Annotated in this window: 19 protein-coding genes; 16 read left to right on the top strand and 3 right to left on the bottom strand. The window is 64.1% G+C overall.

Translation table 11 applies throughout. From position 1 onward, the window contains the following. Positions 1 to 3: 3 nt before the first annotated feature. On the bottom strand, positions 4 to 1254 hold the full coding sequence (locus tag V6M89_RS12845) for an Hsp70 family protein (RefSeq protein WP_116990756.1): 1251 nt from the start codon (positions 1252 to 1254) through the stop codon (positions 4 to 6). A gap of 165 nt (positions 1255 to 1419) precedes the next feature. Between V6M89_RS12845 and V6M89_RS12850 the strand changes: the two genes are divergently transcribed. The 8 genes from V6M89_RS12850 (at position 1420) to V6M89_RS12885 (ending at position 11990) form a co-directional block, all read left to right on the top strand. Further along, positions 1420 to 2586: a LacI family DNA-binding transcriptional regulator gene (locus V6M89_RS12850; protein WP_332853527.1), complete on the top strand. Its 1167-nt coding sequence runs from the start codon at positions 1420 to 1422 to the stop codon at positions 2584 to 2586. Next, positions 2583 to 4766: an ATP-dependent helicase gene (locus V6M89_RS12855; RefSeq protein ID WP_332853528.1), complete on the top strand. Its 2184-nt coding sequence runs from the start codon at positions 2583 to 2585 to the stop codon at positions 4764 to 4766. The genes V6M89_RS12850 and V6M89_RS12855 overlap by 4 nt, the downstream gene beginning before the upstream one ends. A gap of 115 nt (positions 4767 to 4881) precedes the next feature. After that, positions 4882 to 5409 carry an OmpA family protein gene (locus V6M89_RS12860; RefSeq protein ID WP_332853529.1) on the top strand — a complete coding sequence of 176 codons (528 nt, stop codon included), beginning with the start codon at positions 4882 to 4884 and terminating at the stop codon, positions 5407 to 5409. A gap of 61 nt (positions 5410 to 5470) precedes the next feature. Then, entirely contained in the window at positions 5471 to 6796 is a 1326-nt protein-coding gene (locus V6M89_RS12865; RefSeq protein WP_332853530.1) for a chloride channel protein, read from the top strand. A gap of 76 nt (positions 6797 to 6872) precedes the next feature. Next, the gene (locus V6M89_RS12870) at positions 6873 to 8312 is read left to right on the top strand and encodes a catalase (RefSeq protein WP_332853531.1); all 1440 of its coding nucleotides are present in this window, start codon (positions 6873 to 6875) and stop codon (positions 8310 to 8312) included. A 61-nt stretch (positions 8313 to 8373) separates the two neighbouring features. Beyond that, complete coding sequence (locus V6M89_RS12875) at positions 8374 to 9105, top strand: hypothetical protein (protein WP_332853532.1); 732 nt, start codon at positions 8374 to 8376, stop codon at positions 9103 to 9105. Continuing rightward, positions 9102 to 11480, top strand: coding sequence for a hypothetical protein (locus V6M89_RS12880; protein ID WP_332853533.1), 2379 nt, complete (start codon positions 9102 to 9104; stop codon positions 11478 to 11480). Before V6M89_RS12875 ends, V6M89_RS12880 begins: the two co-directional genes overlap by 4 nt. 57 nt (positions 11481 to 11537) lie before the next feature. Beyond that, positions 11538 to 11990 (top strand): DUF29 domain-containing protein, encoded by a 453-nt coding sequence (locus tag V6M89_RS12885; protein ID WP_332853534.1) that lies wholly within the window; start codon positions 11538 to 11540, stop codon positions 11988 to 11990. On the opposite strand, the gene V6M89_RS12890 is transcribed toward V6M89_RS12885, so the two are convergent. Continuing rightward, positions 11980 to 13428, bottom strand: coding sequence for a SulP family inorganic anion transporter (locus tag V6M89_RS12890; RefSeq protein WP_332853535.1), 1449 nt, complete (start codon positions 13426 to 13428; stop codon positions 11980 to 11982). The two genes, V6M89_RS12885 and V6M89_RS12890, sit on opposite strands and share 11 nt — an antisense overlap. A gap of 130 nt (positions 13429 to 13558) precedes the next feature. On the opposite strand from V6M89_RS12890, the gene V6M89_RS12895 reads away from it, so the two are divergent. Together V6M89_RS12895 and V6M89_RS12900 are read left to right on the top strand one after the other, a co-directional pair. After that, on the top strand, positions 13559 to 13825 hold the full coding sequence (locus tag V6M89_RS12895; protein WP_332853536.1) for a hypothetical protein: 267 nt from the start codon (positions 13559 to 13561) through the stop codon (positions 13823 to 13825). A gap of 126 nt (positions 13826 to 13951) precedes the next feature. After that, the gene (locus V6M89_RS12900) at positions 13952 to 14785 is read left to right on the top strand and encodes a transposase (protein ID WP_332853537.1); all 834 of its coding nucleotides are present in this window, start codon (positions 13952 to 13954) and stop codon (positions 14783 to 14785) included. 42 nt (positions 14786 to 14827) lie between these two features. Here the strand turns inward: V6M89_RS12900 and V6M89_RS12905 are convergent, their stop codons facing one another. After that, positions 14828 to 16897 (bottom strand): TonB-dependent receptor family protein, encoded by a 2070-nt coding sequence (locus V6M89_RS12905; protein ID WP_332853538.1) that lies wholly within the window; start codon positions 16895 to 16897, stop codon positions 14828 to 14830. Between the two features lie 88 nt (positions 16898 to 16985). On the opposite strand from V6M89_RS12905, the gene V6M89_RS12910 reads away from it, so the two are divergent. From V6M89_RS12910 to V6M89_RS12935, 6 genes are all read left to right on the top strand, one after another. After that, a complete protein-coding gene (locus V6M89_RS12910) occupies positions 16986 to 17342 on the top strand; it encodes a DUF2946 domain-containing protein (protein ID WP_332853539.1) in 357 nt (118 codons plus the stop codon). Positions 17343 to 17436: 94 nt separating this feature from the next. Then, on the top strand, positions 17437 to 19707 hold the full coding sequence (locus tag V6M89_RS12915; RefSeq protein WP_332853540.1) for a TonB-dependent receptor: 2271 nt from the start codon (positions 17437 to 17439) through the stop codon (positions 19705 to 19707). A gap of 105 nt (positions 19708 to 19812) precedes the next feature. Continuing rightward, complete coding sequence (gene hmpA / locus V6M89_RS12920; RefSeq protein WP_332853652.1) at positions 19813 to 20994, top strand: NO-inducible flavohemoprotein; 1182 nt, start codon at positions 19813 to 19815, stop codon at positions 20992 to 20994. Between the two features lie 50 nt (positions 20995 to 21044). Beyond that, positions 21045 to 21470 carry a Fur family transcriptional regulator gene (locus V6M89_RS12925; protein WP_332853541.1) on the top strand — a complete coding sequence of 142 codons (426 nt, stop codon included), beginning with the start codon at positions 21045 to 21047 and terminating at the stop codon, positions 21468 to 21470. Positions 21471 to 21626: 156 nt separating this feature from the next. Beyond that, entirely contained in the window at positions 21627 to 22871 is a 1245-nt protein-coding gene (locus V6M89_RS12930; protein ID WP_332853542.1) for a GTP-binding protein, read from the top strand. A 9-nt stretch (positions 22872 to 22880) separates the two neighbouring features. Further along, complete coding sequence (locus tag V6M89_RS12935) at positions 22881 to 25172, top strand: TonB-dependent receptor (RefSeq protein ID WP_332853543.1); 2292 nt, start codon at positions 22881 to 22883, stop codon at positions 25170 to 25172. The last annotated feature ends 6 nt before the right edge of the window (positions 25173 to 25178 follow it).

Here is a 25178-nt window from a genome sequence, read left to right on the forward strand (position 1 = left end):
TATTTAACCGAACTTGCGCACGGCGTCCAGCGCCAGGCCGGCGCCGATACTACCGAACAGGTCGCCTTCGACCTTGCGTGCCGACGGCACCAGCGCGCCGATGCGCTCGCGCAGCATGCGCACGCCGCTGGAGCCGCCGGTGAAGAATACCGTATCCACGTCGGCGGGCGCCACACCGGCGTCGCGCAGCAGGCTCAGCACGGTGTTCTCGACCGAGCCGACCAGGTGGCCGATGGCGTCGTCGAACTGCGCGCGATCCAGCTCCAGCGTCACCGGCGGCGACAGGCGGTCCAGCTCCAGCTGCACTTTGGCGGCGTCGGACAGGGCGATCTTGCCCTCCTCCGCCTTCATCGCCAGCCAGTGGCCGGCGCGCTGGTCGATCAGCTTTTGCAGGCGGCCCAGCTTTTCCTGCTCGGCCGAATCGCGCAGCAGGTCGGACAGCTGGGTCCACATTTTCTTGGTGTAAGCCTGGTTGATGGTGTGCCAGGTCGCCAGGTTGAAGAAGTAACTGGACGGCACTTCGCTGTTGTTGCGCAGGCGGCTGCCGTAACCCAGCAGCGGCATCACGGACGACAGGCTCAGGTATTTATCGAAGTCGGTACCGCCGATGTGCACGCCGCCGTTGGCCAGGATGTCGTCGCGGCGCTCGGTCTTGGTGGCGCGCTCGGGCGACAGGCGCACCAGCGAAAAGTCCGAGGTACCGCCGCCGATGTCGGCGATCAGCACCAGCTCTTCGCGGGTGATCTGCGACTCGTAGTCGAACGCCGCGGCGATCGGCTCGAACTGGAAGGCGATATCCTTGAAGCCGACGGAACGGGCCACCTCGGCCAGGGTATCCTCGGCCAGCTGGTCGTTTTCCTTGCTGTCATCGATGAAATGGACCGGACGGCCGAACACGGCCGACGTGAACTGGCGCCCGGCCGACTGCTCGGCGCGGCGCTTCACTTCGCCGATGAATTGCGCCAGCAGCGAACGGAACGGCAGCGCGCGGCCGCCCACCTCGGTCTGACCGTCGATCAGACTGGTCCCGAGCAAACTCTTCATGGAGCGCATCAGGCGCCCCTCGTAGCCGGCCAGATATTCGGCCAGCGCTGCACGTCCGAAGGTAACTTCTTCGTCCTCGGCATTGAAGAAAACCACCGACGGCAAGGTAGTCTTGCCGTCTTCCAGTCCCAACATCACCGGGTGTCCGGGACGCACCCAGCCCACCGTGGAATTTGACGTGCCAAAATCGACGCCGCAAGCAATGGCCATGTCGACCCTTCACGTGAATAAAGGGGCGTTATCTTATCAGAAAACCCCGTCTTTCAGGAAAAATTGCAGCGGGACCACACCCGGCCAAATATTTCTTGAAAGAAAATCGATTATTATTGCTATCGAGTAAGATTTTGATTATGCTCGTTTCACTAACGAAGATGCATGCAACACCACGCACGTAACGAGACGATGACCAAATCCAAGCCGACAATCGAAGTCTGCGCGACTGAACACAAAGCCAGCATTGCCCGTGACGCCCGCCGCGTCACCTCGTATGACGTGGCGCTGGTGGCTGGCGTGTCGCAATCGGCGGTGTCGCGCTGCTTCAAGCCCGGCGCCAGCGTATCCAAGTCCACCCACGCCAGGGTGATGAAGGCCGCCGCGCTGCTGGACTACATCCCCAACGCCGCCGCGCGCAGCCTGATCACGCGCCGCTCCAACATGGTCGCGGTGCTGATCACCAACCAGGCCAACCTCTACTACCCTGAACTGCTGGCCGAACTGAGCCAGCAACTGACCACGCTGGGCAAGCGCGTGCTGCTGTTCCCGCTGGCGCGCGAGTCCGATGTCGACCGCGTGCTGGCCGATGTCTGGCAATTCCAGGTCGACGGCGTGATCGCCGCCGCCCGCCTGTCGGACGAACACGTGGCCGAATTCGAACGCCGCCACATGCCGCTGGTGCTGTTCAACCGCACCTTGCGCGACCAGTCGGTCAACACCGTCACCTGCGACCACCTGGAAGCGGGCCGCATGCTGGTCTCGCGGCTGGCCGCCGCCGGCCACCGCCGCTTCGGCATCATCGGCGGCGCCACCGATTCCAGCGTCGCCAGCGAACGCCATCGCGGCGCCTGCGAGCGGCTGGCCGAACTGGGCCTGCCGCCGCCGGTCGTGGTGCCGGGCGAATACGACTATAAAAGTGGCGCCACCGGCCTGAAAGCGCTGATCGCGCAGATGGGCGGCGTCCCGGACGCCATCATCTGCGGCAGCGACGTCATGGCCATCGGCTGCCTCGACTGCGCCCGCCACGAGCTGGGCATCGACGTGCCGGGCCAGTTGTCGGTGGCCGGCTACGACGCGGTCGAGCCGTCCAACTGGCTGAGCTACAACCTGACCACGCTGCGCCAGCCCATGCCCAAGATGGCCAGCGCGGCCGCCAGCCTGCTGTGCACCGTCATCGACAGCCGCGAATCCCAGGTCGAACGGCGCGTGTTCAGCGCCCAGTTCATCGAAGGCGCCACCGCGCGCCTGCGCCCCAAGCCAGCCGCGCCGTCCGCGACGTCGGCGCCCGCCACCGGCATCCGGGTGCCGGCCGCTATAATGAGCGCATGACCGATGCAAATCCTCCCCGCTTCACCCCGCAAGGCCTGATCCCGACTCCCGAGCAGACCGCCATTCAGCTGGCGCAGCAGAAGGTGGTGCTGGTGGACGCCAACGCCGGCGCCGCCAAGACCACCACGCTGGCGATCCGCATCGGCGAGGCGCTGGCGCGCAAACTGGCGCCGGAACAGATCCTGGCGCTGACCTTCACGCCGGAAGCGCGCGACGTCATGCGCCAGCGCCTGCTCGACGTCGGCGTGCCGCATGCGCTGGCCAGCCGCGTCGCCGTGCTGACCTTCGAGGATTTCGCCGGCATCCAGCTGGACCGCATCGACGGCGACTACCTGCGCCAGTGCGCCGAGGCGCGCCAGCTGAAGGACTATGCGCTGGCCGCGATCGACCGCGTCGGCCAACGCTATGCCGGCCGCCTGGACGACCTGAACCTGCAAACCCACAGCATCGCGCTGGCCCAGTTCCTCGACGTGCAGCTGCAACTGAAGGCGACCATGGCGCTGGCCGCCGACGTCGAATACCTCGGCATCGAGGAAGTCGCCGAGACCATGGGCGTGCCGCTGACCGACTACGTCACCACGGTGGAATACGAAACGCTGCGCCTGGACGGCGGCGCCGGCGCGGTGTTCCGCGGCCCGTTCGACGCCACCTACGACCTGGCCAGCAACCTGCAAACGGGCGCGCGCCTGGCCGAGCACTTCCCCGACTACCGGCTGGTGCTGTGCGACGAGCTGCATGACCTGAACGAAGCGGCGTTCCAGATCCTCGACGCGCTGATCGCCAAGCCGCAATGCTTCTTCGTCGGCGCCGGCGACAAGGACCAGGTGATCCACGCCAAACTGGGCGCCAGCGACGAGTACCTGAACCGCCGCTTCGCCCAGAACTACCCGAAGCTGGTGCGCTACCCGCTGACCTACAGCTACCGCCACGGCCCGCACCTGGCCTACGCGATGGCGGAGTTCAAGCAGAAGGCGGTGGAATCGAGCCTGCCGCTGCACACGCAGATCCGCCACGCGCACTACGACAACAGCGCCGGCTGCGCGCAGCAGGCCATCGCCGCGATCCAGCAATGGAAGGCGGACGGCCATCCGCTCGACGGCTGCGCCATCCTGATACGCGACCGCCATCAATCGATGGCCATCGAGAACGCGCTGATCGAAGCCGACATCGACTACCGCACGCCCGCCATGGCCGGCTACCTGCAGCGCGACGAGATCCTGTTCCTGCGCGGCCTGCTGGCGATCGCGCTGAAGGACTTCGGCGCCGTCAAGACGGAGCAGGTGCGCACCGCCATCGTCGACGCCATGACCGCCTTCAGCGAGATGCGCTTCTCGGCGCGCCGCATGGACAACTTCAAGGCCCAGATCATCAAGGACCCGGCCCTGCTGGGCGAACTGTTCCTGATCGAAGACGAACGGCGCGACGGCGACGAGCCCAACTACCGCGACGTCGCCAGCCAGGCCACCAAGAAGGCCGTCATCGACACCATCGCCTGGCTGTCCGCCGTCGATCCGGCCACGCCGGCGGCGGCCGTGCTGGCGGAAGTGTGCGAGCGGGTGAAACTGGTGGCGACCGCGCGCCGCATCTTCGTGCGTCCCTACGAAGCGGGCGTGGTCAACAAATCCGTGGCCGGCCTGCTGGAAGCGGCGGCCGCCTCCGGCCACACGCTGGCCCAGTTCTGGGCCGCGCTCAACGCCCGCGAAGCCTTCGTGCGCCGCAAGCGCGAACGCAAGGCGGTGCTGATCGAATGCGTCGCCAACGCCAAGGGCAAGGAGTTCGACCACGTGATCCTGCCCTTCCTGCAAGTGGACGAGTTCCCGCATCCGATGCAGCCCAAGGCAGAGGAAGAAAACCTGTTCTACGTCGGCGCCACCCGCGCCCGCGCGCGCCTGACGCTGCTCTCGCCCACCGACGCCGCGCTGCGCAGCGGCTTCATCGCGCAAATGCGCCTGCCGAAATCGGCCGCCGCCGCCGATGCCGCCATCGCCCGCAACCAGGCCAGGCCCGTTTCGACGTCGGCTTCGGCCTCGGCGCCGCCAGCGCGCCAGTACCTGACGGCCACTTACCACGAGAAGGATCAGGTCAAAGCACTGGGGGCGCAGTTCGACATCACCCGCCGCGCCTGGTTTGTCGAGGCGGGCAAGGATCTGGCCCCGTTCGCCCCTTGGATAAAAAAATAATGCAGTATGTTAATTTTTCTGAGGGAAACCCTTATATAATGTCGGTCGCGGCTGGTGTCCAGGCCTCACACCCCATGCACGTCCAAAAAAACTGAACTATTTCGGGAGCATTTCCATGAAAGCACAACAAAAATTCCTGCTGGCAGCCTGCGCACTGGCTGTTCTGAGCGCTTGCAGCACCCCAGCCCCAGTCGTCGCCCCAGCACCGGCTCCTGAGCCAGTCAAAGTTGCGCCGCCTGCACCAGCGCCAGCCCCAGTGGCCGCGCCAGTCGCCGTGTCCCTGCCAGCGTACCTGGACCCAAACAGCTCGATCTACAAAAACCGCAGTGTTTTCTTCGACTTCGACAAGTACACCGTCAAGCCTGAGTTCAACGCCCTGGTTGCCGATCACGGCAAGTTCCTGTCGTCGAATCCTAACGTTTCGATCAAAGTCGAAGGCAACACCGATGAACGCGGCGGCGCCGAGTACAACCTGGCCCTGGGCCAGAAGCGCGCTCAAGCTGTGATCACCGCCCTGAAAGTACAAGGCGTGAAAGACGGCCAGATGGAAGCCATCAGCTACGGTAAAGAAAAGGCCACCGGCAGCGACGACGCAGCCCGCGCACAGAACCGTCGCGCAGACATCGTCTACCCAAGCAAGTAATCGCTCCTCAAACGCCCGGCCGCAAGCCGGGCGTTTTTCATTGGGCATCGGGTTTTAAGCTATGCAGTCCAAACACAATATCCGCCGGGCCTTCCGCAAGGAATTCAGCGACTGGCGCGTCTGGGGCGCACGCGGCCTCGTGGTCGCGTTCGCCGCTACGTCCGGCCTGGTGGTGGTCGGTTTCACCTGGCTGTCCGAGCATGCCTTCGACCAGTTCCTCGCGCTGTGCGGCCGCTACTGGTGGGCGCCGCTGCTGTGGACGCCGCTGGCTACCGCCGCCATCGTCTGGCTGACGCGGCGCTACGCGGCCGGCGCCGGCGGGTCCGGCATCCCGCAGGTGATGGCCGCGCTGGAGCCGGCCGTCGCCCCCGAACACCTGGGATTTTTTGTCTCGCTGCGCTTGAGCGCGGCCAAGGTGGCGCTGACGGCGGCCGGCTTCCTGGCCGGGCTGTCGCTGGGCCGCGAAGGGCCGTCGGTGCAAGTGGCGGCCGGCGTCATGCTGGCGGCGCGCCGCTGGCTGCCCGAGCGCAGCGCCGTCACCGCGCATGGCCTGCTGGTGGCCGGCGGCGCGGCCGGCATCGCCGCCGCCTTCAACACGCCGCTGGCCGGCGTCATGTTCGCCATCGAAGAGCTGTCGCGCACGCCCGAACAACGCAGCAGCGGACTGCTGATGGCGGCCATCGTGCTGGCCGGGTTGATGGCGGTCTCCGTCAACGGCAACGCCACTTACTTCGGCATCATCCATGCGGCGGGCATCGACCTGTCGCTGGTGCTGCCCGGCCTGCTTGTGACGCTGTTGAGCGGCCTGGCGGGCGGCCTGTTCTCGCGCCTGCTGCTGGCCTCGCTGGGAGGCAGCTCGCGCGACTGGTTCAGCCGGGTGCGGCTGCGCCGGCCGGTGCTGTTTGCCGCCGCTTGCGGCCTGGCGGTGGCGGGCATCGGCCTGCTGTCCGGCGGCGCCGTGTTCGGCAGCGGCTACAGCCATACGCGCGACATGTTGGCCGGCTCCGACCACTCGCCCGCGATTTTCTTCTTTTTCAAGTTCATCGCCACCTGGCTGACGGCCTGGTCCGGCGCGCCGGCCGGCATCTTCGCCCCATCGCTGGCGATTGGCGCGGCGTTGGGCAACGATGTCGCGCAATTGCTCAACTATCCCCAGGCGAGCGCGCTGATCGCGCTGGGCATGGTAGGCTTTCTCGCGGCAGCCACGCAAGCGCCGCTGACCTCCTTTATCATCGTCATGGAAATGGTCGACGGCCATGCGATGGTGCTCAGTCTGATGGCTTGCGCGATGGTGGCGCGCACCATTTCTCACGTTTTAAGTCCACCGTTGTACGCGAACCTGGCCCAGGTGCAGATACAACGTTTGCCCCCGGCGCACTCTCCCTAATGGGAGCTGTGCGAGCCGCCGTAGTTCGTTAAGCTGCAAGTTTCCATACACTCCCAACAACTGTTGAAGGAACCTCATGAAGAACTTGACTACGGCAGCCGGCGCGCCGGTCGTTGACAACCAAAACACCCAGACCGCCGGCCCCCACGGCCCGGTCCTGCTGCAAGACGTGTGGCACCTGGAAAAGCTGGCCCACTTTGCGCGCGAGGTGATCCCTGAACGCCGCATGCACGCCAAGGGTTCCGGCGCCTTCGGCACCTTCACCGTCACCCACGACATCAGCAAATACACCCGCGCCGCGCTGTTCTCCGAGGTCGGCAAGAAAACCGATATCTTCATGCGCTTCTCCACCGTGGCCGGCGAACGCGGCGCCGCCGATGCGGAACGCGACATACGCGGCTTCGCCGTCAAGTTCTACACCGAACAAGGCAACTGGGACGTAGTCGGCAACAACACGCCGGTGTTCTTCTTCCGCGATCCGCTCAAGTTCCCGGACCTGAACCACGCCGTCAAACGCGACCCCAAGACCAATCTGCGCAGCGCCGAGAACAACTGGGACTTCTGGACCCTGCTGCCGGAAGCCCTGCACCAGATCACCATCGTCATGAGCGACCGCGGCATCCCGACAGGCTACCGCAACATGCACGGCTTCGGCAGCCACACCTTCAGCTTCATCAGCCCGGCCAATGAGCGCTTCTGGGTCAAGTTCCACTTCGTCTGCCAGCAGGGCATCAAGAACTTCAGCGACGCCGAAGCCGGCGAAGTGGTGGGCCGCGACCGCGAAAGTTCGCAGCGCGACCTGTTCGACGCCATCGAGAAGAAGGACTTCCCGCGCTGGAAGCTGGCGGTGCAGGTCATGCCCGAAGCCGAAGCATCCAAGGTGCCGTACAACCCGTTCGACCTGACCAAGATCTGGCCGCACAAGGATTACCCGCTGATCGATGTCGGCGTGCTGGAACTGAACCGCAATCCCGAGAACTACTTTGCGGAAGTCGAGCAGTCGGCCTTCTCGCCGGCCAACGTGGTCCCGGGCATCAGCTTCTCGCCGGACAAGATGCTGCAATCGCGCCTGTTCTCGTATGGCGATGCGGCCCGCTACCGCCTGGGCGTGAACCATCACGCGATTCCGGTCAACGCGCCCAAGTGCCCGTTCCACAGCTACCACCGCGACGGCGCCATGCGCACCGACGGCAATCACGGCGCGGCCACCTCATATGAGCCCAACAGCCGCGGCGAATGGCTGCAGCAGCCGCAGTTCGCCGAACCGCCGCTGTCGCTGGAAGGCGCGGCGGGCCATTGGGATCATCGCGTCGACACCGACTACTACTCGCAGCCGGGCAATCTGTTCCGCCTGTTGACGGCCGAGAAGAAGCAGCTGCTGTTCGAGAACACGGCGCGCGCCATCCACGGCGTATCGAAACTGGTGCAGGACCGCCACATCAACCACTGTACCCAGGCCGATCCAGCCTACGGCGCGGGCGTGGCGGCGGCGATCGCCGCGCTTGAAAGCAAATAAAACAATCTTGCGGAAATAATAAACATCGGTAAAATGGGGCACCTTGTCGCCTCGTTTTCCGATGCCCTCCCTTCTACTCCGCCTGGCCATGTGCGCCCTGCTGCTCTGCCACTGCGCCGCCCGCGCGCAGGCCGTTGCCTGGCTGTGGGATGAAGCCCTGCTGCCCGCATGGTCGACGCCTGAAGCGGCAGTCCTGCAACGCCATATCCTGCTGACCGGCGATACCGCCCGCACCCGTCCACGCATGCGCCAGCCCGCGATGCCGGCCGCCACGCGGGTCATACCGGTGCTGCATGTGGAAGTCAGCACCGTCAATCCGCCGCAGGATATTGAGGCCAGCCGCGCGATGATCGTGCGGGCGCTGCTCGACGCGGCGGCCATCAGCACCTCGGGCTGGGTGCAGCTGGATATGGAGGCCAAGCCCTCGCAACGCGAGTTCTATCGTTCGCTGGTCAAGCAACTGCGCGGCGCGCTGCCACCGCAGATCAAACTGAGTGTGACAGCGCTGGCATGGTGGTGCCGCTCGCCGGCCTGGCTGGACGGACTGGCCGCCGACGAGGTGGTGCCGATGTTCTTCCGCATGGGCCGGGACAACGCCAGCATGCGCGACATCGTCGAACAATCGCCCGCCACGCTGCACGCCAGTTGTCGCGCGGGCAGCGCGGGATTCTCTCCGCAAGAACCGTTCACGCCGCAAGTCGCGGCCCGTTATCGCAAAACCTATTGGTTCGACCGCCACGCGTGGAAGCGCGCCGGCGCGGACCTGTCGCCGCTTTCAAGGAGCTCTCCATGACCACACTTCTTCGTCCACTCACCATCGCTGCGGCGCTGCTGGCCTGCGCCAACGCCGGCGCCAGCGGCGGCGGCGCGTGGGATTCCTACGTCAACCGCAGCGGCCCCGATATCGCATTGAACCGCTACCAAGGCGGTGAACTGGGTATCGTGATGCCGAGCTATGAACGGATGTACATGTACACCGCCTGGCGCAGCGTGCTGCTCGGCACCGATGGTTTGAAAGCGGCGCCGAATCAGCAAGGCGGCCTGCTGCGCGCCATCGGCAGCCGTAACGGCGGCTGGGTCGATGCGGCCGAGGGCAAGAAGGTCTACGGCGCGTGGCAGGCGGCCGTCAACGGCGCGTTGAAGCTTGCGCCGGTCGCGCCCAAGGACGACGACAGCATGGCCAATGGCTATCTGACTTGTCCGCTGGGCAGCTACACCTTCGCCACCGCCACGCTGAACGACCTGGCGCGCCGCAGCGACGCCACGCCGGCCCGCCTGAACGCGTGGGTGACGACGCAGCGCCAGGTCTTCAAATTCTGCGGCGACGACGCGGAAGCGCAGCGCAATCGTTTCGATGGAACCAAGCGCGTGATCCCGGCGCCGGTGGAACTGCCGGCCACGGAAGCGCTGTACTGGCGCCAGATGCAGCAGTACCAACTGGCGTCGGCCGCCTTCTATGGCGAGAACTACACGCTGAGCGGCAGCCTGTTCGCCAAGATCGGCGCCACCGACAAGCATCCGCTGCGCCATTGGGGCGAGTATCTGAGCCTGCGCTCGCAGGCGCGCGCCGCCGTGTTTGTGCCGGGACCGAATCCGGAACAGGCGATCTGGCAGGAGCGGCTCGACGCCAGGCGCGAAGGCCCGGCCGCTGCTGCCGCGCGTCTGGCTGCGGCGCAGAAAAAGCTGGCCGGCATCCAGGCCAGCGCCGACCATATCCTCGCCAATCCGGAGCTGTCGTCGTTGCATGAAGCCAGCCGCGCCATCGTGCGCAGCATGCAGGTGCGGCTGACGCCATCGCTGCGCTTCGCGGAACTGAGCAAACTGCTGGACGACCCGCGCACCAATCCGTACCTGGACGATCACCTGGGCGACTGGCGCGTGCTGGCCAACGACCTGCTGCTAGCGCCTGTCGCCGAGCAGGCCGATGGCCGCACCGCCTTGCGCAACAGCGCAGGCTTTATCGACTGGATGCAAACCGTCCAGCAATGCCAGGAATATCAGGCCAAGCCCGGCTGCGCGGTGGAACGCGCGCACGCGGTCGAGCTGTGGAACCGCTACGCCAAGGAAGGCAACAAGGCGCAGGCGCGCGTGTGGCTGCTGGCGGCCGTCCTGCTGTCCGAGAAGATGACGCCGGAACTGGAGAAAGCCGCGCTGCAAGCACCAGCCTCCACGCCCGAGTACCTGACCATGCGCTATGCCCTGACCCGTCACTACCGCTTGAGCAAGCAGGCCGACAAGGCCCGCTCGATTGCAGATGGCGTGTTGACCGGACCGGCGCTGGCCACCAACAACTCCACCAGCGTGCGCAACCAGTTCCTGCAGGAGCGCTTTGCGGTGGCATCGTCGCCGGCGGACGCCGCCAACTATCTGCTGCGCGCATCGAGCCGCGATCTCGATCCCGATACCGGTGAGCTGTCCAAGGCCAGCGAGGAAGCCGGCGCCAACTCGACCGCTGCCCGCGTGGACATCGCCGCCGATGGCATTCGTTGGCTTAACAGCGGCTTGTCCACCGCAGACCTGTCCGCGCTGGCCGCGAATCCCAAGCTGCCCAAAGCCTTGCGCGTGCAGATCGCCGTCTCCACCTGGATGCGCGCCGACCTGCTGGGCCAGGACGAAGCAGCGTTGAGCGCCGCCCTGCAGATCGAACAGAACGCGCCGGCATTGACGGCGGTGATGCAAAAATACCGCAAGCTGGCGGGCACGCCGGAGCACCATTCGTGGATGCTGGTGAACGCCTTGAAGTACGGCCTGTCGCCGATGTACAGCTACTCCAGCGCCGACATCGCGACGCGCGCACCGGATGAAACCTTGGCCGACATGTGGTGCAAGGTACCGGCCAAGGCGGGCGAAAGCTACGGCGAAAACACCGAAGCCGAACACTCGCCGCCGATGCCGGAACTCGGCAACGCCGCTGCGCGCGACCAGGAACTGACGCAGTTGTCCCGCCTGAAAACCGCCACCGGCTACTTCGGCGATTTCGTCATGCAACGCGCCACGGCCGTGCCGAACGACCCGGAGCTGCCGTGGTTGCTGTACGTGACGGTGCAATCGACACGCGGCGGCTGCCTGGACGCCGACTCCAAAACGTTGTCGAAGAGCGCGTTCACGCTGCTTCACAAGCGCTACAAGAACAACGAATGGGCGCGCAAGACTCCGTATTTCTATTGAATGGGATCAAACGCGGGAACAGGCATAGGATTAGCCTGACGAATCTGGAGGTGCATCATGCAAACCCTGGTCCAATCCCGCAAACACCCGAGCTACGACGACGATCTGGCGCTGTGGATAGACGCACAAGTCCAACTGCTGCTGGATCGCAGGTTCTCCGAGCTGGACGTCGGAAACCTGGTCGCGGAGCTCGACGACATGAAGAAGAGGGAAATAAAAACGTTGAGGAATCGGCTGCGCGTGCTGATCATGCACCTGCTTAAATGCCGATACCAGCCCGAACTTCCGCAAAACAAATGGCGCGCCACGTTGATCGAGCAGCGAGAGCGTTTGGCAATGCTGCTGGAAGACAGCCCGAGCTTGCGTGCATCATTGCCCGAGTATGTGCGACTGGCCTACCCGATCGCCGTCAAATTGGCGTCTGCAGAAACCGGTCTGCCTGCCCGTACCTTTCCGGCGGAAAATCCGTTTTCCGTCGACCAGATACTCGATCAGGATTTCATGCCGTAACCGCGACACCCGCGCGGTGCAGCAGTTGCTCGCAGCGCTGCGACAGGTGTTGGACCTGCAAGACCTTGCCCGCCTTGGCATAGCGCTCGCGCAGCGTGGACACCGCCACCACCGCCGAGTGATCGACCAGCCGCAGATGGCGGCAATCCAGCACCACCGTTTGCGGATCGTCCTGCACGTTGAACAGGTCATTAAAGTGCGCAATCGAAGCGAAAAACAAGGTGCCATGCGGGGTATAGCGACGGACACCATCAGCGCCCAGGACTACATCGGCGCGGATGTCGCGCGCATGGCGCCAGGCGAAGCTGAGCGCCGCGATGACTATCCCGCACAACACCGCCACCGCCAGATCGGTCGCCACGGTGATGGCGGTGACCAGTACGATCAGCAAGGCGTCATGACGCGGCACCTTGCCCAACACCCGCAGCGAACCCCACGCAAAGGTCTGCTGCGCCACCACGAACATCACGCCCACCAGAGCAGCCAGCGGAATACGCTCGATCAGCGGCGATAGAAATAATATAAACAGTAAAATCATTATCCCGGCAACGGCGCCGGACACCCGCGTACGGCCGCCGGAACCCAGGTTGATCATGGTCTGGCCGATCATCGCGCAACCGCCCATGCCGCCGAACAGGCCAGATACCACATTTGCCGCGCCCAGCGCCACGCATTCCCGGTCCGGCAGGCCGCGCGTCTCCGTGATTTCGTCGGTCAGGTTAAAGGTCAGCAGGGTTTCCAACAGGCCGACCATCGCCATCAGCACCGCATACGGCAGCACGATGCGCAGCGTTTCCATCGTCATCGGCACCACGGGAATTTGCCACGCAGGCAAGCCGCCGGCGATATGCGCCATGTCGCCCAGCGTGCGCGCCGGCAGATGCAGCAACTGCGCCAGCAGGCCCACGCCGACGATGGCAACCAGCGCCGGCGGCACCGCCTTGGTCAGGCGCGGCAGCAGATAGACGATCAACATGGTCAGCGCCACCAGGCCGCACATCCACATCAACGCATCGCCATGCATCCACTGCTCGCCGATCTTAAAGTGCTGCAACTGCGACCAGGCGATCACAATCGCCAGGCCGTTGACGAAGCCCAGCATCACCGGATGCGGCACCAGGCTGACCAGCTTGCCCAGCCGCAGCAAGCCAAACAACAGCATGATGAGCCCGCTCAACACGACCGTCGCCAGGAAATACTGCACGCCATGCCGGGCGACCAGCGCCACGATCACCACCGCCATCGAGCCGGCCGCGCCGGAAATCATGCCGGGCCGGCCGCCGAACACCGCCGTAATCGTACAAATGAAAAACGCCCCATACAAACCGACCAGCGGATTGAGCTGCGCAACCAAGGCGAAAGCGATGCATTCCGGCACGAGCGCGAACGACGTGGTCAAGCCCGCCAACGCGTTCCTGGAAAGATTAGTTGTCCACATGGAAAGAAAATAAAGCTATAAGTGATGCAAAAACGCAACAGAGCGCGCATTTTACACGTCCATATTTGATTTCTCGTCGTTATGGGTGAAATGGCGCACATTCAATCGTCGGCGAGCCGGGCAGAATGGCATGGCATACTATTTAACCCTAGCCAGCGTCACCGCCACCATGACTACTCTGATATCTGCCACTTACGCCCTGCACAGACAGAAAATCGCCGTGGAGCGAACGCTGTATGCGCGTTCGGCGGAGGAATCCCAGCTGGCGGCCCGCTGGGCGCGGGCCTGGCACAAGTTAGTCCAGCGCAAACTGGACCAGGCCGAAGCCATCTCGCCAGCATTGCGCATGGACTACACCGGCTTCAGCATGCAACCCGCACCGCGGGTGCTGCACTAATCAACCCGGGGTCAGGTGCCCCATTTGCGCACGAGCTCAACCGTGCGCGAAGACTTAGGTCGGTTAAATTGCTGCGATTTGATGCTGCTCAAGCACCGCGCGCGATAGCTGGTTATCTTCGGAAGAATGACCAGACCGCTCAGAATTGAATTTACCGGCGCGCTCTACCACATAACTTCTCGTGGCAACCGCAAGGCCGTTATTTACCGGGACGACACCGACCGCCTCGTGTGGCAACAGACCCTCAGCGAGGTATGCCAACAATTTAACTTTGCTGTCTATGCATTCTGCCAAATGGGCAACCATTTTCACCTGCTGCTGGAGGCGGTGGATGGCAATCTGTCGCAAGGCATGCGGCAATTGAATGGTGTGTACTCCCAGTATTTCAATCGCCGGCACGATTTAGCGGGGCATGTGTTTCAGGGCCGATATAGCGCGATCCTGGTGCAGCGGGAAACGTATTTACTGGAAGTTGCACGCTACATCGTCCTCAATCCGGTCCGCGCAAACCTGGTTGCCGCAGCGGCAGACTGGCCGTGGAGTAGCTACCGGCAAACTCTCACCGTAGCTACGGCTCCAACATGGCTCTGCGCCGATCGTCTCCTGGAGCATTTTGACACCACACTTACCAACACGGCAGACTCGTATCGAAGATTCGTCGATGCAGGAATTGGCGGCGCCAATCCGGCAAGTCAGATTCACAAACAGCTGCTGCTCGGCGATGACGAGTTTATCGAGCAATTCAAGTCACCCGATACATTGGCAGAAGTGGCTGGCATTTCGAGAACCCAGCGCAGCCTCCTGGCGCCATCGCTATCGGCATTCCAGGAGAAATACGCCGACCGCAATGAGGCAATGGCCCGCGCCTATGCCAGCAATGCCTACACGCTGACAGCAATCGCCCGCCACTTCGCAGTCTCCGTCTCGACGGTAAGCCGCGCCATCGCTCTGGTCAGGTGATACAAGCGAGCCCATGCATAAATGGGGGACCTGACCCCGGATTTAGAAGGTGGCGCGCAATTGCAGGTATGCCATGCGCGGCGATCCCACCATGCGGCCGGCGTTGCCGTCGACATTGCGCGTGTAGTAGCGCTTGTCGGCGATATTGTTGATGCCTGCCATCACTTCATAGCCCGGCTTGCCCGGCATTTTCCAGCTTAACTGCGCATTCCACAGACGGAAGCCCGGCACGACGCCATTGCTGCCGTTCGCCGCTTCCAGCACGGTGTTGGCCGTGTCCGAATATTGCTTGCTCTGATGCGTGGTCGACAGATTGGCCGACCATGCGCCGACCTGGTAGCGCGCGCCCAGCGTGTCGGTGTTGCGCGAGTAGAACGGCACGTCCAGCCCGGCCGTGTCGCCCGAATCCTGGATCGCCTTGGTGTAGGTGTAGTTCGCGTAGACGTTCAGGCCGGCCAACGCACCGCCCTCGGCGAAGGTGTAGTCGGCCGCCGTCTCGATGCCGTCGTGGTTGGTCGCGCCCAGGTTGCGGAACACGGCGGGCGTTGTGCCCGGCACTTGCAGGATCTGGTTGTCGAACTTGAGCTTGAAGGCGGTGACTTCGGCGTTGACCGCACCGGTCTTCCAGCGCGCACCCAGTTCGGCCGTCTTGGCCAGTTCCGGCTTCAACGGATTGGTTGGCGTCTGCGAATTGAGTTGTGTGTTTTGCACCGGCCCGAACGAGGTCGTGTAATTGGCGAACACGGTCAGCGCGCGGTTCACCAGGTAGGCCACGTTCAGCGACGGCAACGCCTTGTTGTTGTCGGTCTCGAACACCGATTTGGCGCTCACGTCCTGGCGTTCCGATTTGATGTGCTCGTAACGCAGGCCCGGCGTGATGCGCCATGCGCCCACGGCGATGCGGTCGTCCACATACACGGCATGCGCGTCGGTGCTGTTGACGAAGGTAGTGGTTGCGCCGTTGACGCCGGTCTTCACGGTCTGGATGTAGCTGTTGTCGTCGCCCCGCTCACGCAGGTAACGGTAGCCGGCCGTGACGTCGTGCGTCAGGCTGCCGGTGGCGAAGCGCTGCGTGTAGCGCGGCTCGATGCCCAGCACTTCGTAGTTGCGCGGCTGCCTGGTCAGTTGCGTCTTGGCCGCGTTGATCAACGCGCTCTGACGGAAGCTGTCGCTGTAGTAAGCCTTGATCTCGAACTCCTGCGTGGCCGACAAGGTGTTCAGGTAGCCGATGTCGGCGCTGCGGCGGTCGCCGCTCCAGTAGTCGGTCGGTCGCGTGTTCTGGAACGGGTCGGCGTCGTACTGCGCCACCGTCAACCCGCCCGGCGTGCGCGAATTCACTTCGTAATAGGACAGCTTGGCGTTCAGCTCGCTATGCGGGTTCAACTGATAACGGAACTTCAGCGCCAGGTCATTGACCTTTTCATCGCTGCCTGCGCGCCACTCGGTGCCGGCCATGCCCGAGTACAGCACCGCCACGCCCAGACCGCTCTCCTGCTGGCTGCCGACGAAGGCGCTGTACTGGCGGTTCTGGCCGCCGTTGTTGAAGTCGTTGTAGCGGAACGACGCATCGCCGCTGACGCCCGGCGTATCGGGAATCGAGCGGCTGCGGAAGTTGATGATGCCGCCGACGTTCTGCGGGCCGTAGCGCACCGCGCCGCCGCCGCGCACCACGTCGATCGACTCGATGTTGTTCAGGCTGACCGGCGCAAACGACAGCTGCGGCTGGCCGTACGGCGCCACCGCCAGCGGTATGCCGTCCAGCAGCACCGTCGAACGCGGCGAGTAACGCCCCGTCAGGCCGCGCACGCCGATGTTGAGCGAGATGGCGCTGCCGGCGGTGCCGGAATTGTCGGTGGACTGCACGCCCGGAATGCGGCGCATCACGTCGCCGATGTCGGCGGCGCCGCTGCTGTCGATGTCTTCCTTCTTCATCACGGTGCGGGCGCCGGCGAAATTCTTGACGCTGTTCTGCAAGCCCGACCCCAGCCAGCTGCCGGCCACCTGGATGGACTCGATCGGCGCGGCGGCCTCCTGCGCGTGGGTGGGCATGGCCAGCAAGGAAGCGGCAACAGCGATCAGGGTAGGTTTAAACGGAATGGTGGTCAGCGGCATGGGATAGGTGCAGTGGTATATCAACAACGCAAATGATAACACTTCTCATTCTCAAATGTAAGCGAGAGTGTTTGTTATAATTGCCGCCATGTTCAAACTTGCGAAACGTCGAACGCTGCACATCTGGATCGCCATGCTGGCCGTCCTGTTCGCTGCGCTTGCCCCGGCGGTTTCGCGCGCGTTGACGCCGGCCTCGCCGTATGGGTACGCCGAAATCTGCTCGGTCGACACCGCCAAGAAGTCCCCCTCCCCGGCCAGCAAGGTCATGGAGCACTGTTCGTATTGCGTCACGCACGGCGGCAGTTTCGCGCTGCTGCCGCAGACCACGGCCAGTTTCGCCGTCGTCGGCGGCCATGACTACTACCCGCCGCTGTTCTACAGCGCGCCAAGGCCCCTGCATAGCTGGAGCGCCGCCAAGCCTCGCGGACCGCCCGCGCTTTCCTGATCGTCTGTTGATCGTCTGTTGCATCCGCTGCTGCCCGCCGCGCGCCACCCGTGCGCGCGCAGGCGGCGGTCATTATCCCAACATCAGGAACACCATGAAACCGACCATGTCCCCACTGGCGCTGGCGCTGCTTGCCGCCTTCTCCACCTTCGCCTGCGCGCAGGACGCGCCCCTTCATCAACTGGGCACCGTGACCATCACCGGCAACCGCCCAACTTCGATGCCGACCCAGATTCCGACCACCATCGAAGGCATCACCCAGGCCGAAATCGAACGCACCATCAACGCCACCGACGCCGAGGACGCGTTGAAATACCTTCCCAGCCTGTTGGTGCGCAAGCGCTACATCGGCGACTACAACCACGCCGTGCTGTCCACCCGCGCCTCCGGCACCGGTAACAGCGCGCGCTCGATGGTGTACGCCGACGGCATCCTGCTGTCCAACTACCTGGGCAACGGCGCCAGCTTCGCGCCGCGCTGGGGCATGGTCAGCCCGGAGCAGATCGAACGCGTCGATGTGCTGTATGGCCCCTTCTCCGCAGCCTACGGCGGCAACTCGGTCGGCGCGGTGGTCGATTACGTGACCCGCATGCCGACCAAGTTCGAAGCCCACGCCAAGCTGACGCTGACGCACCAACCCTTCGAGCTGTATAACACCAGCACCAGTTACCAGGGCAAGCAGGCCAGCATCTCGCTGGGCGACCGCCAGGGCGGCTGGTCTTGGTACGTGGACGTCAACCGCACCGACAGCGAAGGCCAGCCACTGACCTTCCCGACGAGGGCGCTCAGCGCCGGCAAGCCAGGCAGCGCGGGCATCCCGGTCACCGGCGCGGTGGCAGGACTGGACCGCACCAACAAGGACTGGTTCATCCTCGGCACCGCCACCCAGTACCACACGGTGCAGGACCAGTTCAAAGGCAAGCTGGCCTACGATATCTCGCCGACGCTGCGCGCCACCTACACCTTCGGCGTATGGCGCAACGACTCCGAGGGTCGTCCGGACACTTACCTGCGCGACGCTGCGGGACGCCCGGTCTACAGCGGCGCCGTCAACATCGCCGGCAGCAGCTACACGCTGGCGCCGACCGACTTCAATCTGTCGAACGAAAAAATCCAGCACGTGATGCACGGCCTGACCTTCAAGTCCAACACCAAGGGCGTGTTCGACTGGGAAGTGGCGGCCAGCCTGTACGATTACGACAAAGACCAGCTGCGCGCAGCCACCGTTGAACTGCCGGCCGCGCTGGCGGGTGGCGCCGGCCGCATCGTCAACCAGGGCGGCACCGGCTGGAACACCTTGTCAGCCAAGGGCGTATGGCGTCCGAACCCGGCGCACGTGGCGGAATTCGGCTACCAGCGCGAGGCGTATAAACTGTCCAGCATCGAGAACGCCGCCAGCAACTGGATCGAAGGTGTACCCGGCGACCGCAATGCCGCCTTCACCGGCAAGACCGAAACCAACAGCCTGTTCGCGCAGGATAGCTGGAAGTTCGCGCCGCGCTGGAAGACGGTGCTGGGCATGCGCTACGAGCACTGGAACGCGCACGACGGCGCCACCTCCAACCGCACCACCACCAAGCCGCACCCGGAGCGCAGCGAAAACTACCTGTCGCCAAAAGCCGCGCTGGCATATCAGGCCAGCGACGACTGGGTGCTGAAAGCCTCGCTGGGCCGCGCCGTGCGCATGCCGACGGTGTCCGAGCTTTACCAGGGCGGCATCAACGCCGCCGGCGACTTGATCAACAACGATCCGAACCTGAAGCCGGAAAAATCCTGGACCACGGAACTGACGGCGGAACGCAGGCTGGCCAACGGCCTGCTGCGCCTCACCGCATTCGGCGAACGCACCAAGGACGCGCTGTACTCGCAGACCAATGTGCTGGCCGGAGCGTCGGTCAGCACCATCCAGAACCTGGACCGCATCAACACCAAAGGACTGGAAGCGGCCTACACGGCGGACGACGTGTGGGTACGCGGACTGGCGCTGAGCTCCAGCGTCACCTGGACCGATTCGAAGATCGCCCGCAACGACAAGTTCCCTGCCAGTGTGGGCAAGTGGCAGCCGCGCATCCCGGAATGGCGCGCCACCGGCGTGGCCTCCTACGCCGTGAACGACCAGCTCTCGCTGACGCTGGCCGCGCGCTACAGCGGCAGCCAGTACTCGACGCTCGATAACACGGACGTCAACGGCTTCGCCTACATGGGCGGCAGCAAATACTTCACGACCGACGTGCGCGCGCGCTACCGCATCAACCGCCAGTGGAGCGCGGCGATCGGCATCGATAACCTGAACAACTACAAGTACTGGAACTTCCACCCGTACCCGCAACGGACCTACGTGGCTGAACTGAAGTTCGATCTCTAAGCTAGTCCACCGCAAGCGCCATCGTTTTTTCGATCGCGCTTGCTCCGACATTTAAACATTCATGTGATATACTTCTTTACGTCGAAACCACACATGGACCGCAAAATGCTCAGCACCGAACAAAAAGCCATCATCAGCGCCACCGTCCCTATCCTGGAACAAGGCGGCGAAGCCCTGACCCGTCATTTCTACCTGACGCTGTTCCGCGACTTCCCGCAAGTGAAGCCGATCTTCAACCAGGCCAACCAGGCGGACGGCAACCAGCAACGCGCGCTGGCCAATGCGGTGCTGATGTATGCGAAGAATATCGACCGGCTGGAGCAGCTGGGTCCGCTGGTATCGACCATCGTCAACAAGCACGTGTCGCTGCAAATCCAGCGCGAGCACTATCCCATGGTCGGCGCATCGCTGCTGAAGGCCATCCGCGAAGTGCTGGGCGCCGACGTCGCCACCGACGCCGTGATCGACGCATGGGGCGCGGCTTACGGCCAGCTGGCCGACATCCTGGCCGGCGCGGAGCAAAGCGTCTACGAGAAGAACGAGGCTGCGGAAGGCGGCTGGAGCGGCGCGCGCGAATTCAAGGTGGTATCGAAGATCGCCGAAAGCGACGAAGTCACCTCCTTCGTCCTGCAACCGGCCGATGGCGGCAAGGTGGTGGCGCATGCGCCGGGACAATATATCGGCTTGCTGATCGACGTGAACGGCGAAGAACAACGCCGCCAGTACTCGCTGTCCGCCGCCAGCAACGGCAGCAGCTACCGCATCAGCGTCAAGCGCGAGCCGGGCGGCGCGGTGTCCAACTTCCTGCACGACCACGTCAACGTGGGCGACAGCCTGAAACTGGTCCCGCCTTCGGGCGACTTCACGCTGGCCGACAGCAACAAGCCGCTGGTGCTGATCAGCGGCGGCGTCGGCATCACGCCAACGCTGGCGATGCTGACGGCGGCACTGGGCACCGGCCGCCCGATTCACTTCATCCACGCGGCCCGCAACGCCAGCGTGCACGCCTTCCGCGACCACATCGATACGCTGGCCGCGCAGCACCCGCAGTTGCAACGCTTCTACTGCTACGAAGCGGCCAACGACAGCGGCCCGCAGCCGCACGCCACCGGCTACATCAACCGCCAGCAGCTGGGCGCATGGCTGCCGGAGACGCGCGACGTCGAAGCCTACTTCCTCGGCCCTACGCCGTTCATGAAGGCGATCAAGTCGCACCTGCTGGAACTGGGCGTGCCGCAATCGCAGACCTACTACGAGTTCTTCGGTCCTGCCGAGGCGCTGGGCTGATCGCCCGGGCGTGATAAGATGTCGGTGCTTCATACACAAACACCGACATCATGCATACCCCAGTAGCAGACCAAGCAGAAACCCTGATTCGAGCCACCGGCGCCCGCGTGACGCGCCCGCGCGTCACGGTGCTGCAGTTTCTGCTTGCCCAGCAAAAGTCGCTGACCCATCACGAGATCCACGCCCATCTGTCCGATGCGGCGCTCGACCCGGTCACGCTGTATCGCGTGCTGGAATGGCTGACCGAGAACGAGCTGGTACACCGCATCGCCGGCGCCGACACCGTCTGGCGCTTCAGCGCCGGAGCCGGCCATCATTCCCACGAACACGCGCACTTCCAATGCACCAGCTGCGAAGAAGTGACCTGCTTCACCGAGGTTCCGCTGCCGCGCAAAATCAAACTTCCGGACGGCTTTCAAAGCCAGGAAATGGACTTCCTCATCAAGGGCACCTGCCCGCACTGCGCCAAGCGCTAAGTTAAAACGCACCTCCCGCCCTTCGTTGAAATATTAATGCAACTGTGTTGCGTTAACAATTCAAACCATCTATGATGCGAACCCTATATGCAATTCAATTGCATTAAAGGGTATCCCATAATCTCTGCGCCCGCGCGCATCCACCGCGAGAAATCCATGTCCACGCTCGACACCCGGCTACCGGTCACCGTCCTTTCCGGTTTTTTAGGCGCAGGTAAAACCACCCTGCTCAATCACATCCTGGCCAACCGCGAAGGCTTGCGCGTTGCCGTCATCGTCAACGACATGAGCGAGGTGAATATCGACGCGTCGCTGCTGCGCCAGGGCGCGGAGAATGCGGGCGCGGCGCTGTCACGCACCGAGGAAAAAATGGTCGAGATGAGCAACGGCTGCATCTGCTGCACCTTGCGCGAAGACCTGCTGCTGGAGGTGCGCAAGCTGGCCGCCAGCCAGCGCTTCGACTACCTGCTGATCGAATCGACCGGTATCGGCGAACCGATGCCGGTCGCCGCCACCTTCGATTTCGAGGACGAACACGGCGACTCGCTCAACCACCTCGCCCGGATTGACACCATGGTCACCGTGGTCGATGCCCTCAACCTGCTCAACGACTATCACGGGACCGACTTCCTGGCCCAACGCGGCCAGACCGCGGGCGAAGGCGACGACCGCACGCTGGCGGCGCTGCTGTCGGAGCAGATCGAGTTCGCCGACGTCATCGTCGTCAGCAAGACAGACCTGGTCTCGCCGGAGCACCTGGGCGAAGTACGCGCCGTCATCAAGGCCCTGAATCCGGGTGCGGCGATCGTCTATGCCGAACGAGGCCGGGTCCCGCTGCACAAAATACTCGGCACCGGAAAGTTCGACCTCGAAAAAGCCAGCCAGATGGCCGGCTGGGCGCGCGAACTGACCGGCATCCACCTGCCGGAGAGCGAGGAATACGGCATCTCCAGCTTCGTCCTGCGAGACCGCCGGCCGCTGCATCCGCAGCGCTTCGACCATTTCCTCGACCAGGCATTTCCGGGCCTGATACGCGCCAAAGGCTATGTGTGGCTGGCCAGCCGTCCCGATTGGGCGGTCGCTTATTCGCGCGCCGGCAAGATCGCCTCGGTGGAGCCGGTCGGCCAGTGGTGGGCGGCCAGCGACGAGGAGATCTGGCCACCCAAGGGCGATCCCGATCGCCTTGCGATTGAAGCCGCTTGGGCGGAGCCGTATGGCGACCGCCTCAACGAACTCGTATTCATCGGCCGCGACATGGAGCCAGGCGCCATCGAAGCCGCGTTCGAAACCTGCGTGCTGAGCGACGTCGAACTGGCGGCCGGCACGGCCGCATGGCGCAACTACGCCGATCCGTTCCCGGACTGGGAACGCGAAGACCAGCCACAGACGCCAACCCACTAAGCCCAGAATATGACCCCGAACCTAAGCCCCTTGGCGACAGCGATCTCGCTGTCGCTGGCCACCGCCTATGCCTGCGCGGACGAAGCCACCATGCAAACAGTGATCGTCAACAGCACCCGCAGCGCCCTCGATCCCGACCTGCCAAACACCAGCGTCGTCAAGACCCAGGAAGAACTGCGCCAGCAGCAAAACATCTTCAACCCGGAGGACGCCCTGCGCAACATGCCGAGCATGACGATCCGCAAGCGATATAGCGGCGACCGCAATGCGCTGGTCGGCGGCCGCAGCTTCTCCACCACGCAGGCGCCGCGCGCATTGGTGACGATGGACGGCTATCTGCTGTCGAACTTCCTGGGTCGCTTCGATGCGCCGCGCTGGAACATGATCGCGCCGGAGGAAATCACCCGCGTCGAGGTTCTGTACGGCCCCTTCTCCGCGCTCTATCCGGGCAATGCGATCGGCGCCACCATCGCCGTCAGCACCAGCCGTCCGACCACCTTTGGCGGATCGGTGCGGGTGGCGATGCAGGACCAGTCGTTCGCGCAGTACGGCGACCAGGACCACTACCGCAACTACCAGGGCTCGGCCATCATCGGCGACAAGCTGGCTTCCGGCCTGTGGTACAAGCTGATGCTCAATCACCAGGACTCGACCAGCCAGCCGATGGGCTACTACACCGTCACCGCCAACGCGGCCGGGGTGTTCCCGGCTCCGGCCGGCGGCGGGGCCGCGACGCCGGTCACCGGCATCGGCTACGACACCGGGCCTTTCGGCACAAGGCGCGCCATCTTCGGCGCCAATGCCGGCGCCGTCGACCATACCCGGCAAAACACTGTGAAGGCCACCTTCGGCTACGACTTCTCGCCCGCGCTAGTCGCGGAAGGTTTCGTCGCCTGGTGGGGCAATCAAAGCGTGACGCGCAACCGGACTTTCCTGCGCGATGCCGCCGGCAACAGCGTCTGGTCCGGCCGCGTCACCGATGGCGTCAACGTATTCGCGCTGCCGGCATCCGCGTTCGCGCCATACACCCGGGACGAACACCACGCCCAAGCCGGCCTGACGGTCAAGACCCACCACAAGAGCGGATGGAATGCCAGCGTCTCCGCCAGCACCTATCGCATCCTAGACGATGTGCAGCGCAACGCCGGCAGCGCCGATCCGTTCGCAGCCAGCGGTGGCGCCGGCAACGCCGTGGTGCGCGACGGCAGCGGCTTCAATTCGATCGATCTGCAAACAAGCTACACACCTGCGGCCGGCGACTGGACCGGTGGCGCGCACGCCCTCGCCTTCGGCCTGCACGCGGACGACTACAAACTTAAACAAACCACCCGCAATACCGCGGACTGGCGCAACGCCAGCGGTCCGGAAGCGCAGTTTGTCGGCGGCGAGACACAGGTACTGGCCGCGTATGCGCAGGATGCCTGGCGCTTCGCTCCTCATTGGCAGGCGACCCTGGGCCTGCGTGCCGAATCGTGGCAGGCCACCAATGGCGCGCAGCGCACGCCGGGCACCGCGCTGTCGTATCCACGCCGCAGTGAACAAGCCTGGTCGCCGAAATTCTCACTGGCTTGGGATGCGTCGGCCGATACCACGGTGAGACTGTCCGCCGGGCGCGGAACACGCTTCGCCACCGTGGCGGAACTGTTCCAGGGCACGGCGGTCGGCAGCAGCATCGTCGTCAACGTTCCCACATTGAAGCCGGAACGGTCCAACGCGCTGGAGCTGATGGCGGAACAACGCTATGCGTTCGGTGGCCTCCGCGCCTCGCTGTTCCAGGACGATGTGCGCGACACCATCTGGAGCCAGTTGAACCTGAACGTCTTCCCCAACGTGACCAACGTCCAGAACATCGGACGGGTGCGCACGCGCGGGCTGGAGCTGGTCGGCCAAGTCGACCGCCTTGGCATACCAGGCCTGAGCGCGGAAGCCAATATCGCTTTCAGCAAATCGACCATCCTGGAGAACGACAACTACCAACCATCGATAGGCAAGAACTGGGCGCGCGTGCCGCGCGTACGCTCGGCCACCACGCTGACCTACGCGCCCACCGACGTCTGGAGCGTCTCGGCGAGCTACAGATATTCCGGCGCCCAGTTCAACGAGATCAATAACAGCGACTACAACACCGATGTCTACGGCGCGGTTTCCCGTGTCAGCCAGCTGGACGTGCGGTTGCTGGTCAAGCCGGCCCGGAACACAGAAGTCGCCATCGGCGTCGATAACCTCAACAACAACCGCGCCTATCAGCTGCATCCCTACCCGGGACGCACGCTGTCGCTTGAAGCGCGCTATGCGTTCTAGGAGAGC

This window comes from Duganella sp. S19_KUP01_CR8 (assembly GCF_036688705.1).
GTDB lineage: Bacteria > Pseudomonadota > Gammaproteobacteria > Burkholderiales > Burkholderiaceae_D > Rugamonas.

Bases quoted from the DNA above. Each gene is read 5' to 3' on its own strand.
- V6M89_RS12845 (WP_116990756.1), bottom strand. From the start codon at position 1,254: ATGGCCATTGCTTGCGGCGTCGATTTTGGCACGTCAAATTCCACGGTG.
- V6M89_RS12850 (WP_332853527.1), top strand. From the start codon at position 1,420: ATGCAACACCACGCACGTAACGAGACGATGACCAAATCCAAGCCGACA.
- V6M89_RS12855 (WP_332853528.1), top strand. From the start codon at position 2,583: ATGACCGATGCAAATCCTCCCCGCTTCACCCCGCAAGGCCTGATCCCG.
- V6M89_RS12860 (WP_332853529.1), top strand. From the start codon at position 4,882: ATGAAAGCACAACAAAAATTCCTGCTGGCAGCCTGCGCACTGGCTGTT.
- V6M89_RS12865 (WP_332853530.1), top strand. From the start codon at position 5,471: ATGCAGTCCAAACACAATATCCGCCGGGCCTTCCGCAAGGAATTCAGC.
- V6M89_RS12870 (WP_332853531.1), top strand. From the start codon at position 6,873: ATGAAGAACTTGACTACGGCAGCCGGCGCGCCGGTCGTTGACAACCAA.
- V6M89_RS12875 (WP_332853532.1), top strand. From the start codon at position 8,374: ATGCCCTCCCTTCTACTCCGCCTGGCCATGTGCGCCCTGCTGCTCTGC.
- V6M89_RS12880 (WP_332853533.1), top strand. From the start codon at position 9,102: ATGACCACACTTCTTCGTCCACTCACCATCGCTGCGGCGCTGCTGGCC.
- V6M89_RS12885 (WP_332853534.1), top strand. From the start codon at position 11,538: ATGCAAACCCTGGTCCAATCCCGCAAACACCCGAGCTACGACGACGAT.
- V6M89_RS12890 (WP_332853535.1), bottom strand. From the start codon at position 13,428: ATGTGGACAACTAATCTTTCCAGGAACGCGTTGGCGGGCTTGACCACG.
- V6M89_RS12895 (WP_332853536.1), top strand. From the start codon at position 13,559: ATGGCATACTATTTAACCCTAGCCAGCGTCACCGCCACCATGACTACT.
- V6M89_RS12900 (WP_332853537.1), top strand. From the start codon at position 13,952: ATGACCAGACCGCTCAGAATTGAATTTACCGGCGCGCTCTACCACATA.
- V6M89_RS12905 (WP_332853538.1), bottom strand. From the start codon at position 16,897: ATGCCGCTGACCACCATTCCGTTTAAACCTACCCTGATCGCTGTTGCC.
- V6M89_RS12910 (WP_332853539.1), top strand. From the start codon at position 16,986: ATGTTCAAACTTGCGAAACGTCGAACGCTGCACATCTGGATCGCCATG.
- V6M89_RS12915 (WP_332853540.1), top strand. From the start codon at position 17,437: ATGAAACCGACCATGTCCCCACTGGCGCTGGCGCTGCTTGCCGCCTTC.
- hmpA (WP_332853652.1), top strand. From the start codon at position 19,813: ATGCTCAGCACCGAACAAAAAGCCATCATCAGCGCCACCGTCCCTATC.
- V6M89_RS12925 (WP_332853541.1), top strand. From the start codon at position 21,045: ATGCATACCCCAGTAGCAGACCAAGCAGAAACCCTGATTCGAGCCACC.
- V6M89_RS12930 (WP_332853542.1), top strand. From the start codon at position 21,627: ATGTCCACGCTCGACACCCGGCTACCGGTCACCGTCCTTTCCGGTTTT.
- V6M89_RS12935 (WP_332853543.1), top strand. From the start codon at position 22,881: ATGACCCCGAACCTAAGCCCCTTGGCGACAGCGATCTCGCTGTCGCTG.